We start from the raw sequence: 12,889 nt of genomic DNA, 5'->3' as shown, positions 1-12,889 counted from the left end.
GCCGATATATACATGTTTTTGAGCCGCCAAAATCGGAAAGAGGATACGCCATTCATTCTCCGTGACTGCTAATCGGTTCGCCATTTCGTAAATGGCGAGCGACATCGCCGGAGAGCTCCCGAAATGTCAACAGAACCTAATACTTCGAGTTTTTTGTTATAGTCGCCTGCATATCCAACCATACTGAAAGAGAGGAAATTATGGAATCAAATGTCGTCAAGGGCTTAGTCGGGTTTGCGATTGTCATGGCCGTCGGTTTCGTCATCGTCGGCACCACTCGGGAAACTCCGCAAGAGAAAATACAGGGCGCCTTCCTGCAAACGTCCAACCTGCTTAGCAGTCTGGCGTTGGACAAATGCACCGAGGCGGTAAAGAACGAGGTCGGCACCCATCCTTATAGCCCGTCCGAGTCCGACAGCGATCATGTGAAGTATGTCACGCTGATCTGGAACAATGTCGGTTCGGCGAAACGCGCCGAGTGCCGTTACATCATGGATCAGGGCATTACCCTGCTGAAGATCGACGACCGCACCGTAATCGAGAAAGAAGCCGCGACGACCGTGGCTCCCGCTGCACCGCGCCCGGCGCATCATCAATAAGCCTCGGAAAGAGAAGACCTGCCTGCATACGCAGGCAGTGTCCCCAGCGGGAAATAAAAAGGCTGTCTTTGGCGGCGGGATAACAGGCGGCAGTCTGAAAACCAGTTCGAAACTACCTTTCCCCCCGGGACGAAGTTTTCCAAATCGAGATCAGCACCCATAGTCCGCCAATACCGGCGGCCGTAAACCCCAGGACGCCAAGGGCCGGCAGGCCGAACAGGGTCGGGCCGCCGCTGACGGTCATGACGATCGACGATCCGATGATGAGCGAAGCGGTAACCATCCCAACGGTCAGCCGGCTCGCGGCGCGGTCCATCAGCATGCCGAAACGGTCCAGTTGGTTCAGGTCCACGTGAACTCTGACGGCGCCGCTCCGAAGGAGCCTCATCAGCCTTCGGACATCTTGCGGCAAGGCGCTCAGCACCGACATCAGGCTGGCGAGATTGCGTCGGCCCTTCCTGAGCAGGGTGTCCGGGTGGTACCGAAGCAGGGTGGCCTGCTGCAATAGCGGAGAAGCCTGGGCGACAATGTCGAAATCGGGATCGAGCTGACGCCCGGTGCCTTCAAGCGTAATCAACGTCTTGAACAGCATGGTCAGGTCCGGCGGCAGAATAAGCCGGTGGTCTCGCATCAGGCTGGTCATTTCCATGAGCATGTCGCCCAAACGGAGTTGCTTGAGCGCGACGCCGTGATATTTGTCGATGAACATGCCCACTTCGACGATCAGACGCTCGGTATTGGGCACAGTGTCTCCCGCCCAGTCCAGCAGCACGTCCACCATCGTCGCGGCGTCCCGAATCACGATGGCATTGAGCATATCCACCACTTGGTCCCGTCGTGATTCGGACAGCGAACCGACCATGCCGAAATCGATGAAGGCCAGACGATTTTCGGGAAGAAAAATGAAGTTGCCGGGATGCGGATCGGCGTGGAAAAAGCCGTCGATCAAGACCATCTTGAGCACCGCGTCCGCACCGCGCTGGGCGAGAATCTTGGGATCGAGTCCCGCGGCGTCGACGGCCTTGATGATATTTCGCCCCGCTATCCCTTCGATATATTCCTGGACGTTGATGCGTTCGCCGCAGTATTCCCAATGGACCTTGGGTATCACGATATTGGGGTCGTCGGCGAAATTATTGGCGGCCCGTTCGGTGTTCCGCCCCTCGGTGAGCAGATCCAATTCGTTGCGCAGCGAGATCTTGAATTGCCGGAGTACTTCCTGAGGATGGAACCGGCGGATATCGGGGAATTCGTACTCGACAACGGCGAGCAACCGCTCCAGTAGGCGCAAATCCGCCTCGATGGTCGGCCGGATTCCGGGGCGGCGAATCTTGACGATCACCTGCTGGCCGTCGGGAAGTCGGGCGCGGTGAACTTGGGCAATGGAGGCGGCGGCCAAAGGGGTTTCGTCGAACTCGACAAACACTTCGCGTACCGGACCGTTTAAATCCTCTTCGATCTGCGATCTCAGTTGCTCGAAGGGAAGCGGCGGCACCCGGTCGTGCAGTTTCTCGAATTCCGCAATCCAGTCCGGAGGAAATAAGTCCACGCGGGTGGCGAGGATCTGGCCGAACTTGATAAAGGTCGGCCCCATCTCCTCCATGGCCTTGCGTACGCGCTGCGGAGTATCGAGGCGAATCAGTTCCTCGAAGCGCGTCCAGTTGAGTGCCCGTCCCGCCTTTTCCAGCAGCCGCTCCAGTCCCAGGCGCTTGACCATGTCGCCGAAACCATAGCGTATTAGGACGGACGTGATGTCGTGCAGTCGTCCCAGGTCACGCATCGCGCTCAAGGTTTCAAGTATCATCGTCGAATGATCCGCTATTAGAGAAAACGTCCAAAATCCGTATCGATCGCTGGTGTGGAGAGCGCTGTCGGCGCTACAGAATTCGATGAGCGGGCAATATAAGCCCGCGCTTGAGTGCAAGGCTGCTTAAGCGCCGCTGTCCGGAACCGGAAGGTTGTTGCCAGGGCGTTATTCCGCCAAAGCGAAAGGCTCGTTTTTTCCCTTACGTTCCACGATCAGCTTCCCTTGCCGGCCACCGTGCCGACGGTGTCGCTGATGGTTTCACTCATAGCGTTCCACTTTCGAAAAGTGGATTCAGCGTCGCGGACTTCGCCTGCGCTCGTCGTCTTCGGGCAGAACGATATTGAGCTCTAGGACCTCGCGGTTTTCATCCTGTTCCATAGAGACCGTAATGGCGTTTTGATCCACGTCCACGTATTTGCGGATCACCTCCAGCAAATCCTTTTGCATGGCGGCGAGATAGTCGGGTTGAGAGCGCTGGGAACGTTCGTGCGCCACCAAGATTTGCAGGCGCTCTTTGGCGATAGCCGCGCTCGACGGCCGAGAACTTCGAAAATAATCCAAGAGTCCCATAATTAAACCCTGAACAGCCGACCGAACAAGCCTTTCTTTTCTTCTTCGAGGAAGCGGTGGGGGACATCCTCGCCCAAGTACCGGCGTATTACATCGCCATACGCCTGGCCGGCGTCGCTTTTGTCGTCAAGAATGACGGGTGTTCCCGCGTTGGATGCACTGAGCACCGCCTTGGATTCCGGTATCACGCCGAGCAAATGCAAGGACAGAATTTCCTGTACGTCTTCCACGCTAAGCATTTCGCCTAGTTTGACCCGTTGCGGGGAATAGCGGGTCAGGAGGAGATATTCCTTAATGGGTTCGAGCCCTTGTTCGGCGCGGCGGGACTTGCTGGCGAGGATGCCCAGCATGCGGTCCGAGTCGCGGACCGAAGAGACTTCGGGGTTGGTGACGACAATCGCGTCGTCGGCAAAATACATGGCGAGGTTCGCGCCGCGCTCGATGCCGGCGGGGGAATCGCAGACGATGTATTCGAACGTCTCGGACAGTTCGTTCAAGACCCGCTCGACGCCGTCTTGGCTCAGCGCATCTTTGTCGCGGGTCTGCGAAGCCGGCAGGATGTGAAGATTCTCGCAACGTTTGTCGCGGATCAGGGCCTGGTTTAAGGTGGCTTCCTGATTGATGACGTTCACGAAGTCGTAGACCACGCGTCTCTCACACCCCATGATAAGATCCAGGTTGCGCAACCCGATGTCGAAGTCGATAACGGCGGTGCGGTGGCCTTTCAACGCCAATCCCATGGAAATGGCGGCGCTGGTGGTCGTTTTACCGACACCGCCCTTTCCGGAAGTCACAACGATAATTCTCGCCACTCGTGCTCTCCAGATTCAAAAAAGCTTTATAGGTTTTCGATGATCAAGGAATTGTCGCGCAAATAAATTTGCACAGGTTTGCCACGCACGGATTCGTCCAGATTCTCGCTGACTTTGTAGTGTCCGCCGATGGCAATCAGTTCCGCTTGCAGATCCGCACAGAAAATCCGTGCATCCAGGTCTCCCTGTACCCCCGCCAGAGCGCGTCCGCGGAGCGAACCGTAAATATGAATATTTCCGTCGGCCATGACCTCGGCTCCGGGACTGACCTGGGACAGGACGATCAGGTCCGCGCCGGCGGCGTAAATGCGCTGGCCGGAACGAACCGGCTGTTCGATCAATTTGCTGCCGCTCGGTATCTTGGCCTTTGTCTGCGGCGGGGCCTTCGGCGCAGAGGCGGAGGGCGCCGGAACAGGGCCGGCGGTGCCGGTTTCGTGCTTGTGCTCCGGGAGTATGGCCAACTTGGCGTCTTGAGCCGCCGTTTGCAGCTTCTGACTTCCGCCGCGTGTACCCACCGGAACCAGGTGATGGTCGTGCAGGATGTCTATCAAATCTAAAAAGTCGACGTTAGAACTGTCCGGCAGCTCGCTGAGATCGATCACCACCGGGGCGTTGCGGAAGAATTCCGGTGCTTGTCGGATCTTATCCCGAAGCTGGCGCGCAACGAGTCCGGTGTCGCCGTTTAAGAGCTTCAAGATGGGCAGCGTAATGGATCCCGATTTGATTTCGAGCGAAATGGACCGGGTCGACTGTTCGTTGGGTTTGGCGGGCATCCGGAATTAGGCGGGGCGCATGGGCGGCGTTTGTGGTGGGCGCATTCTATCACTCCCGCAAAAACCGCGTAAACGTAAGCCGTAACAAGCTACTTTCCCAACAGCCATTTAGCGCTCGGGGCACTGAAGAGCGCTGCGGCGTTAACCACCACCCTTAGCACAAGGGAGATTTTTCATGAGCACCAAAGTCAAATGTCTCATAGTATTGGTTCTGCTGACGGTCATTGGTTTGGGGCCGATTCCCCTTACGAGCGTGATCGGCATCTATATCGTGATCCGGAGGCCGCCTTGGTTCAAGGATCTCGTCCTGAAGCTATATACCGAATAACGCGCGAGACGAGGCTTGATTGCGGGAACACGGCGTGTACCCGTAAAACAGTGCTATGATCCCCGAGACCGTCGCAATTGCTGCTCCGCGCGTAGCCAGGAGGGAAAACTCATGCAAAGAGAGATCAACGGTACCGGGATTCGCGTTACGGCCATCGGATTGGGTGCCATGCCTTTGTCCATCCAAGGCAGGCCGACTGAGGCGCAAGCGTTTCAAGTCATCGAAACCTTTCTGGCGGCGGGCGGCAATTTCATCGATACCGCGAACGTCTATTGCCTGGATGATGCGGATATCGGGCATAACGAACGCCTCATCGTCAAAGTCCTGGATCGGCTGGGCAAACGGGATCAAGTTGTCCTGACAACCAAGGGAGGCGTCAGGCGCCCGAACGGTGAATGGGTGGTGGAGGGTAATCCGAAATTCTTGCGGCAGTCCTGCGAGCAGAGCCTCAAGGACCTCAAAACGGATTGCATCGCCTTGTACCAGCTTCACGCCGTTGACGCCAATATCGGGTTGTTGCCATCACTGAATGAGCTGATAAAGCTTCGGGATGAAGGCAAAATCAGGCATATCGGACTTTCCAACATCAGTTTGGACATTCTTCGGACGGCTCTCGAACGCGCGCCTATCGTTTCCGTGCAGAACCGTTGCAACCCGTTCGAAAAGCAGGATTTCGAGAACGGCCTGATCGATTTTTGCCGTTCCAAGGGCATCGCGTACATCCCTCATAGTCCGGTAGGTGGACACTATGGTCATGTGCGCCTCGGTCAGAGCGAACTGTTCGGGCGCCTGGCCGAAAAGCACCAGTCATCCCGTTACGGCATTGCCCTGGCCTGGCTGCTGGCCAAGGGCGACCATATCATTCCTATTCCGGGAGCCAGCAAGCCGACCAGTATCGCGGATAGCATGCGCGCCTTGCGCATACATCTCGACCCGGATGATGTACGCGCTATCGATAGCTTGCCGGAATCAAGATGATTCTCGACCGGCCAAAAGGATCCAATAGTGCGACGGATCGCGCTTTAGCTCGGCGGTACCGGGGGTATTCGGAATTTCTCCGCACGCCGTTCGCAGTTCTTGGATTTTCTTGATGCCTCACTGGCTCTTGCCTGCGGCGACGGCATTTATCTGTTGGGGTGTCTGGGCGTTTCTTCCGAAGCTCACCACGCGCTACATCGACCCCAAAAGCGCCATCATCTACGAAGCCGCAGGCGGCCTCATTGTAGCGATCGTTGTCCTGGCTCTCATTGTTTTCAAACCGGCGACGGATCAACGAGGTGTTGTATTGGCTTTAGGTACCGGAATCTTCGGAGCGATGGGGGCTTTCGCTTATCTTTACGCCATGACTAAAGGTCCGGTCACTCTGGTCTCCACGGCTACGGCATTGTATCCGATCCTTGCGATCGTTCTGGCATGCTTTTTCTTGAACGAGTCGGTTACTGTCAGGCAAGGAATCGGAATCGTGCTGGGCCTGATTGCGATGGTGTTGATCAGCGTCTAAAGGCGATTAAAGAGTGCAGCATAAACGATGTTCGTGGGTACCACCGTTGGTTTTTCATTTCTGTTGCCAATACCGGTGATGAGGCTTGTTAGGGGATAAAGCTCGAATGCTGTTACCGGATTATCAGGGCACCAGCATCGTAAATCTGCTGAGTTCGCTCATAACGGGGCTTGGTGGCGAACCGAACGGCTACGCGCCCCTCGATAGCCTGCCGGCGGCGGAGGTGAGCGCTTACCGCAACGTTGTTCTGGTCGTAGTCGATGGGTTGGGATATGAGTTCTTGGCCCGGCGGGGCCAGGGAAGCCTTTTGCGGCAACACCTTCGGAGCCGCATGACTTCCGTCTTTCCATCCACCACCGCCACGGCGATCACAAGCTTCCTGACGGGGCTGGCGCCACAACAGCATGGTCTGACCGGATGGCACATGTATTTCAAGGAACTCGGTACCGTGCTCGCTGTATTGCCGGGCACACCCCGTTACGGCGGCACGCCTGTCGGGAAATGCGGCATCGAGATGGAAAGACTGCTCGGCCATGTGCCGATGTTCAATCGCATCCCGCTGCCCAGCTATATCGTTTCCCCGCGCCGTATAGCCCATTCGGATTTCAACCTGGCGCACCAGGGAAGGGCTGAATTGCGGGCCTTCGACACGCTTGAGCAATTTTTCACCGTGATTGCGCAAACTCTCCGGAAGGATAAGCGCCGCAAATTCATCTATGCGTACTGGCCGGAACTCGACCATATTGGTCATGAGAACGGACTGGATAGCCCGGAAGCCGAACAGCATCTGACCGAACTGGACGGCGCCCTCGGAGTTTTTCTCGAGAGTATTCCAGGAACCGATACCTTGCTGGTTATCGCGGCGGACCACGGACAAATCGATAGCAGCGCTACTCGGGTCATCGAACTGGACGATCATCCGGATCTGAGTGAATGTCTGATCTTGCCGTTATGCGGCGAAAGACGTGCAGCGTATTGCTATGTGAAATCCGGAGACGCGCACCGTTTTGAACGTTATGTGCAGGATAACCTGACCCCTTATCTTGAATTGCACCCGAGCCGCGATTTACTGGCGTCCGGCTGCTTTGGTTTAGGCGCGCCACATCCGCGGTTAGCCGAACGCATCGGCGATTACGCACTGATCATGAAGGAGAACTATGTGATTAAGGATTGGCTTCCCGGCGAACGTCGATATCGGCAAATCGGTGTCCACGGCGGTACAAGTCCGGAGGAGATGTTCGTGCCACTTATCGTGGCGGCGGCTTGAGCGAGAGGTTCAGGGTCCAGATAAGTTTGGGCGAAAAAAACCGGTGCCGGGACGTCCCGGCACCGGTTTCTACTTTTCGGACGAAGCTTCTACGGCTGCTCGCCTTCCTGTTTTTCCTTGCCTTCAGTATTCCCGTTGGATGGTGTCAAGCCCTCCAATTCAAGATCCATTTCCTGCTCATACGCATCATCCAGAGGCGGATTGCCGTCATGAATCAGGTAGTTGCGCTGCTGAAAGTAAGCGTTACGAATAAACTCGTAACGATCTATCGATGCTTCGTCCATAATTTTGGTGGCGCTCAATAGGTCGGCGCGCGTGTCGATCAATCTTAGAGTACCCGTTCCATACGGAATGGCGGCCGGATTGATCCAGTTGAAAGGATTGGCGACTGCATCCCCGGCCAAGCCGACGGTGCCTCGGGGAGTGCTCGGCCCAATGAACGGCAGTACCAGATAGGGACCCGATGGAACGCCCCAGGCACCCAGCGTCTGATCCGTATCTTCGTTGTGTTTCGGTAGGTCGAGCTTGGACGCTACATCTACAAATCCGCCTACACCTAAGACCGTATTGACCAGAAATCGACCGGTGTCCTGTCCGGTTTGAAGGAGCTTGAACTGCAAGAGATCATTGGCGATTACGCCAATGTCATCGACGTTGCTGAAGAAATTTGTGACGCCTTTATCGACGAACGATGGTGTTATCCATTGATAGCCCTCGCTGACGGGCTTCATGAAATAATCGTCCAGGGTATCGTTGAATTTCTGAACACCGCGATTCCACCCTTCCCAAGGGTCGCGGGGATCATGCTTGGTGGCGGTCGCGCAGCCGGTGAGAGTCACGATAAATGCGAGCCCAAAAACCGGCAACAAACGATGTAACTGGCGAGTTGTTTTCATTTTTTTCTTGTTCCTTTCTCGAAGTCGATCAGGCTTTTTTTTAAAATTAGCATATCCGGGCCGAAGCTTCGAGCTGGCGTGAACTTAAATTCGAGTTAACGGAGAAATATAATGAGCTTACAAAGCCTAGTCGAGAAAAAAATGCAATCAAATAATGCCTAACCAAGACTCCACTTGCTTGGCGCGCCGCTTTCGCGGCTATTTGCCGGTCGTCGTCGATATTGAAACCTCCGGCTTAAGCCCTCTGGATCACGCATTGCTGGAAATTGCCGTGGTAATTCCGGATATGAACAGCAATGGCCGCCTGCACATCCTTGAGACTCATTCCAGCCATATCAAGCCGTTTCCAGGCGCACGCATCGACCCCGCGGCCCTGAGTTTCAACAAGATCGATCCCTACCACCCGTTTCGGTTGGCGTTAGACGAAAAAGAAGCGCTCTTGAAGATTTTTCAGCCTATTCGCGCCGCTGTCAGACGCACCGAATGTACGCGGGCGATCCTGGTCGGACACAATCCCGCCTTCGACATCGGTTTTTTGAATGCGGCGGTGGCGCGCTGCGGAATCAAGCGGAATCCCTTTCACCCATTCAGCACCTTCGACACCGCCACTTTAAGTGGTCTGGTTTACGGCCAGACTGTGCTGGCGAAGGCCGTGCAAGCGGCGGGGTTTGAGTGGAACAACGACGAAGCACACTCAGCGATCTATGACGCCGAGCAGACTGCGCGCCTGTTCTGCACGATCGTAAATCGCTGGAAAGACCTGGTGACGATCGAAAACGGCGGTTCGGACGATTTATTCCGATGAATCGGCCGAAGTCGGAGCCGCTTCGCCGAGCCGCTTCTGCAACTCACCGTTTTCAAACAGTTCCAACATGATGTCGCTTCCCCCGATTAGCTCGCCACTAATATAAAGCTGCGGAAATGTGGGCCACTGAGAAAATACCTTCAGTCCTTCCCGCAGGTCCGGATCTTCGAAGATATTCACATAAGCATACTCGACCCCGCAGTGCTCCAAAATTTGGACTGCCCGTCCCGAAAAACCGCACTGAGGAAAGTCAGGGGAGCCTTTCATGTAAAGGATTACCGGATTCTCGGCGAGCTGTTTTTTGATGCGTTCTATAACGTCCATACCGACTATCCCATTAAAGTGGATTAAATACCTTAGTAAATTTATCAGAAACTATTGGCGCTCGAAAGGCCAGTTCTTTACCGGGCCTGGAACGGGTTGTTCCGTCAGATGATCCCTCCGACTTGCGGGCTAACCGGCATGACACAACCGCTGCAAATCTTTGCCAGTTCTCCCTTGGTCTTCCGAAATCGCCGTCATCGTCAGGACCAGGGTGTTCATCTGCTTAAACTTTATCGTTTACTGTTGGATAATCCGTCCAAGCAAATTGTTTCATTACCCATAAACAAGGAATTCTCTGCATGCATCAGATTACCCTCATTCCCGGGGACGGTATCGGTCCATCTATCGTCGACGCGGCGGTCAGCGTGATCGAAGCCACTGGCGTAAAAATCCACTGGGAACGGCAACTGGCCGGTATGGCGGCCGTTGAGAAGCATGCCAATCCCCTGCCCGATGCGACGATCGATTCAATTCGGAAAAATCGACTTTGTTTCAAAGGCCCGCTCACCACGCCGATCGGCGGCGGCTACCGGAGCGTCAATGTAACCCTGCGTCAGGCATTCAACCTATATGCGAATATTCGTCCGGCCATTTCCTTCGAGGGAACCGCCACGCCGTTTCAAAACGTAAACCTGGTGACGATTCGCGAGAATACCGAGGGCCTATACGCCGGTATCGAGCACTTCATCAAGGTCGATGCGGAAAAAATAGCGGCCGAAAGCATCGCGGTCATCACCAAGAAAGGCTCTGAACGGATTATCGAATACGCTTTTCAATATGCCCGCAATACCCAGCGTAAAAAAGTGACGCTGGTGCACAAAGCCAACATTCTCAAGTGCACATCGGGATTGTTTTTGGAAATCGGCCGTGAAATCGCCAAGGCTTACCCGGAAATCGAGTTCGAAGACAAAATCGTCGACGCCTGCTCGATGCAAATGGTCATGAAGCCTGATGTTTTCGACGTGATTGTCACTACCAACTTGTTCGGGGATATTCTCTCGGACTTAGCGGCAGGACTCATCGGCGGGTTGGGATTGACCGCGGGGGCGAATATTGGCACCGATGCCGCGTTGTTCGAAGCCGTTCATGGCAGTGCGCCGGATATCGCCGACAAAGGCATTGCCAATCCAACGGCCATGATTTTGGCGGGCGCCATGATGCTTGAACATATCGGAGAACTTCATGCCGCCCGGAAAATCGAACAAGCCGTCCGTGCGGTAATCCGGGAGGGCAAGATCGTGACGCCCGACCTGAATAAGAATTCGCCCTACGGTACGCAACATATGGCCGATGCCATAGCCCGCGAGGTTATTGAACAAAGCTGATCGGAAGGTACTGTTCCGTAGATTTTTTACTATAGCTCGGCAAATGAAGTGTATTGCAAGTTTGGCCCCATGCGCCTGTCATGGGGCCAAAAGCAGACCGACATAGTTGCCCCAAGGTGAAGAGAACAAAGATTTGGTTTGATCAAATCTTCATCTCGCGGTAATGTATTAGCCCTTCCGTTACGTCCCCATCGTCTAGCGGCCTAGGACTCCGCCCTCTCACGGCGGCAACAGGGGTTCGAACCCCCTTGGGGACGCCATATTCGTGGGGCAATAATGCCCCGACGGTCGTTTGCCTTTCCGCCCGCAGCGCTTTCTTCCCGCCCCACCGCGACACACCGGACCGGTTCGTCTAGAAACTGCTGAAGCGCCTGTCGCGCCGCGGCCCATCGCCCTGGATCACTAGCCTACCTTGCCGTCGGAAATTAACGCAACAAAGCCACGCGGCGAGATAGGAGGAGGCCTGGATCTTACGCAGCGCCTCGATCTCTTGTACACGTCCGATTGCTTGATCAACTAGGTGCGGCTTAAGGACAATTCATTGGTTCTCTACGTGTCGGGTCCCGTGTGGTTGTAAACCCTCTTGTGAAAGAAATGGGGATGTGACGTTTGCCAGTTCTTAAGCGCCTGGATGGGGGTGAGATGTCCCAAGGCCCGTTGAGGAATCTGATGGTTGTACAGTGCGACGTAGCGGAGCAAGGTGATCTCCAAGTCGGCCGCGGAGTCGAAGCGATGAGTTTGCAGAACCTCCTCGATCCGCCCGTTGAAGCGCTCGACCATGCTGTTGGTTTGCGGACGGCGAGGCGGAATCAGGCGGTGCTCGATGGCCGCGGCGGTGCAGGCTTGGTCGAAGAGATGGGTGCCGGAGGGCTGCTTGGCCCGGCTCAGGAAGCGGTCGGTGAACTCCGAGCCGTTGTCGGTGAGGAGCTTGGTAATCCGAAACGGAGTGGCCTCACTTACGGCCTTGAGAAACGCCTTCGCCGAGTGGGCGGTACGGTCTTTCTTGAGCGCGACGTAGACCCAGCGGGTAGCGCGATCGATGGCGACAAACAGGTAACGGCGCGGTTCGCCTTCAAGAGCCGGGAGATATTTGACATCGACATGGACAAAGCCGGGCGCATAAGCTTTGAAGGGTTTGATGGCAGGTTGGTCCGGGGTCGGGTGCAGCGCCTTGAGGTTGGCGACGCCATGCCGGCGCAGGCAGCGGTCGAGGCCCGAGCGCGAAACGGCGGGATTGAGGAACTCGCGGGTCACGGCCAGGAGATCGTCCAAGGGCAAGAGCAGCGCAGTGCGCAGATAGACGACGATGGCTTCCTGAGCCGGAGTCAGGGTAGTGTGCAGCGTGTGCGGCCGATGCGAGGCATCGTCGACCGAAGCGCGGCCTTGCCACTTGCGCACGGTCGTGCGGGCGAGGCCATGTTTCTGGGCCAAGGCCCGCTCGCTCAGCATCGACTGTTGGAGTTCTCGGCGCACGGCGGGCGTGGTTCGGGCGTTCTTGTGCAAGCGAATATTCACCGTTGGGTACCTCGAGGGGGACGGCCAAACACGTTACGGAGCACGCTCCGCGCTTCGAACAGAGCACAGCTCCGGCGTGGAAGATAATCACGCGGGACCTGACATCTACGCCCTTACTAATTCCCTTTACTTCAATTTAATTGATTGACAGATTAAGCTTCTTTAACAGCTTTTCTCGTTAAGACCTAGACGGGAGCAGGAAAAAAGGTCGGGTCGTACGAGAAAATGAACTGCCCCGGGAATCTCGGAGGCTCATGGGTGTGAGTCACGCCGCCATGGCGGACGCGGTGAGTCGGCGGTAATAAACCGCTTCGGCGTCGGCAGGCGGTATGTTGCCGATTGGCCCCAACAGCCTCCGATGGTTGAA

General features: G+C 55.8%; 14 protein-coding genes and 1 tRNA gene. 8 read left to right on the top strand and 7 right to left on the bottom strand.

Going from position 1 to position 12,889, the window contains the following annotated elements; genetic code table 11:
• The first annotated feature begins 200 nt into the window (after window positions 1-200).
• A complete protein-coding gene (locus VEB01_RS22980) occupies window positions 201-599 on the top strand; it encodes a hypothetical protein (RefSeq protein WP_324879648.1) in 399 nt (132 codons plus the stop codon).
• Between the two features lie 112 nt (window positions 600-711).
• On the opposite strand, the gene VEB01_RS22975 is transcribed toward VEB01_RS22980, so the two are convergent.
• From VEB01_RS22975 to minC, 4 genes are all read right to left on the bottom strand, one after another.
• Window positions 712-2,403 carry an ABC1 kinase family protein gene (locus VEB01_RS22975; RefSeq protein WP_324879645.1) on the bottom strand — a complete coding sequence of 564 codons (1,692 nt, stop codon included), beginning with the start codon at window positions 2,401-2,403 and terminating at the stop codon, window positions 712-714.
• Between the two features lie 294 nt (window positions 2,404-2,697).
• Complete coding sequence (minE, locus tag VEB01_RS22970; RefSeq protein ID WP_324879643.1) at window positions 2,698-2,976, bottom strand: cell division topological specificity factor MinE; 279 nt, start codon at window positions 2,974-2,976, stop codon at window positions 2,698-2,700.
• Window positions 2,977-2,978: 2 nt separating this feature from the next.
• A complete protein-coding gene (minD, locus tag VEB01_RS22965; RefSeq protein WP_324879641.1) occupies window positions 2,979-3,788 on the bottom strand; it encodes a septum site-determining protein MinD in 810 nt (269 codons plus the stop codon).
• A gap of 26 nt (window positions 3,789-3,814) precedes the next feature.
• Window positions 3,815-4,561 carry a septum site-determining protein MinC gene (minC, locus tag VEB01_RS22960; RefSeq protein ID WP_324879639.1) on the bottom strand — a complete coding sequence of 249 codons (747 nt, stop codon included), beginning with the start codon at window positions 4,559-4,561 and terminating at the stop codon, window positions 3,815-3,817.
• A 175-nt stretch (window positions 4,562-4,736) separates the two neighbouring features.
• Between minC and VEB01_RS22955 the strand changes: the two genes are divergently transcribed.
• The 4 genes from VEB01_RS22955 to VEB01_RS22940 all read left to right on the top strand — a co-directional run bounded on the left by VEB01_RS22955 (window position 4,737) and on the right by VEB01_RS22940 (window position 7,657).
• Window positions 4,737-4,889, top strand: a complete 153-nt coding sequence (locus VEB01_RS22955; RefSeq protein ID WP_324879637.1) for a hypothetical protein — start codon at window positions 4,737-4,739, stop codon at window positions 4,887-4,889.
• Window positions 4,890-5,000: 111 nt separating this feature from the next.
• Window positions 5,001-5,867, top strand: a complete 867-nt coding sequence (locus VEB01_RS22950; RefSeq protein ID WP_324879635.1) for an aldo/keto reductase — start codon at window positions 5,001-5,003, stop codon at window positions 5,865-5,867.
• Window positions 5,868-5,979: 112 nt separating this feature from the next.
• Complete coding sequence (locus tag VEB01_RS22945) at window positions 5,980-6,390, top strand: EamA family transporter (protein WP_324879633.1); 411 nt, start codon at window positions 5,980-5,982, stop codon at window positions 6,388-6,390.
• Window positions 6,391-6,496: 106 nt separating this feature from the next.
• Entirely contained in the window at window positions 6,497-7,657 is a 1,161-nt protein-coding gene (locus tag VEB01_RS22940; protein ID WP_324879632.1) for an alkaline phosphatase family protein, read from the top strand.
• 89 nt (window positions 7,658-7,746) lie between these two features.
• Here the strand turns inward: VEB01_RS22940 and VEB01_RS22935 are convergent, their stop codons facing one another.
• On the bottom strand, window positions 7,747-8,553 hold the full coding sequence (locus VEB01_RS22935; protein ID WP_324879630.1) for an MlaA family lipoprotein: 807 nt from the start codon (window positions 8,551-8,553) through the stop codon (window positions 7,747-7,749).
• A 154-nt stretch (window positions 8,554-8,707) separates the two neighbouring features.
• Between VEB01_RS22935 and rnt the strand changes: the two genes are divergently transcribed.
• The gene (rnt, locus tag VEB01_RS22930) at window positions 8,708-9,358 is read left to right on the top strand and encodes a ribonuclease T (RefSeq protein WP_324879628.1); all 651 of its coding nucleotides are present in this window, start codon (window positions 8,708-8,710) and stop codon (window positions 9,356-9,358) included.
• On the opposite strand, the gene grxD is transcribed toward rnt, so the two are convergent.
• A complete protein-coding gene (gene grxD / locus VEB01_RS22925) occupies window positions 9,347-9,682 on the bottom strand; it encodes a Grx4 family monothiol glutaredoxin (RefSeq protein ID WP_324879626.1) in 336 nt (111 codons plus the stop codon). The genes rnt and grxD overlap by 12 nt on opposite strands.
• Window positions 9,683-9,981: 299 nt before the next feature.
• Between grxD and VEB01_RS22920 the strand changes: the two genes are divergently transcribed.
• Complete coding sequence (locus tag VEB01_RS22920) at window positions 9,982-11,007, top strand: isocitrate/isopropylmalate dehydrogenase family protein (protein WP_324879624.1); 1,026 nt, start codon at window positions 9,982-9,984, stop codon at window positions 11,005-11,007.
• 184 nt (window positions 11,008-11,191) lie between these two features.
• Window positions 11,192-11,267: transfer RNA gene (locus VEB01_RS22915), tRNA-Glu, on the top strand.
• 289 nt (window positions 11,268-11,556) lie between these two features.
• Here the strand turns inward: VEB01_RS22915 and VEB01_RS22910 are convergent.
• Window positions 11,557-12,522: an IS481 family transposase gene (locus tag VEB01_RS22910; protein WP_324879622.1), complete on the bottom strand. Its 966-nt coding sequence runs from the start codon at window positions 12,520-12,522 to the stop codon at window positions 11,557-11,559.
• Window positions 12,523-12,889: the final 367 nt, after the last annotated feature.

Source organism: Methylocaldum sp., assembly GCF_035627495.1.
Lineage (GTDB): Bacteria > Pseudomonadota > Gammaproteobacteria > Methylococcales > Methylococcaceae > Methylocaldum.
The sequence above is the reverse complement of the archived record's forward strand: the minus strand, read 5'-3'. Positions and strand labels throughout refer to the sequence as shown.

Coding starts and splice junctions, on each gene's coding strand:
- grxD (WP_324879626.1), bottom strand. CDS start 9,682: ATGGACGTTATAGAACGCATCAAAAAACAGCTCGCCGAGAATCCGGTA.
- rnt (WP_324879628.1), top strand. CDS start 8,708: ATGCCTAACCAAGACTCCACTTGCTTGGCGCGCCGCTTTCGCGGCTAT.
- VEB01_RS22955 (WP_324879637.1), top strand. CDS start 4,737: ATGAGCACCAAAGTCAAATGTCTCATAGTATTGGTTCTGCTGACGGTC.
- minE (WP_324879643.1), bottom strand. CDS start 2,976: ATGGGACTCTTGGATTATTTTCGAAGTTCTCGGCCGTCGAGCGCGGCT.
- VEB01_RS22940 (WP_324879632.1), top strand. CDS start 6,497: ATGCTGTTACCGGATTATCAGGGCACCAGCATCGTAAATCTGCTGAGT.
- VEB01_RS22945 (WP_324879633.1), top strand. CDS start 5,980: ATGCCTCACTGGCTCTTGCCTGCGGCGACGGCATTTATCTGTTGGGGT.
- VEB01_RS22980 (WP_324879648.1), top strand. CDS start 201: ATGGAATCAAATGTCGTCAAGGGCTTAGTCGGGTTTGCGATTGTCATG.
- VEB01_RS22950 (WP_324879635.1), top strand. CDS start 5,001: ATGCAAAGAGAGATCAACGGTACCGGGATTCGCGTTACGGCCATCGGA.
- VEB01_RS22975 (WP_324879645.1), bottom strand. CDS start 2,403: ATGATACTTGAAACCTTGAGCGCGATGCGTGACCTGGGACGACTGCAC.
- VEB01_RS22935 (WP_324879630.1), bottom strand. CDS start 8,553: ATGAAAACAACTCGCCAGTTACATCGTTTGTTGCCGGTTTTTGGGCTC.
- minC (WP_324879639.1), bottom strand. CDS start 4,561: ATGCCCGCCAAACCCAACGAACAGTCGACCCGGTCCATTTCGCTCGAA.
- VEB01_RS22920 (WP_324879624.1), top strand. CDS start 9,982: ATGCATCAGATTACCCTCATTCCCGGGGACGGTATCGGTCCATCTATC.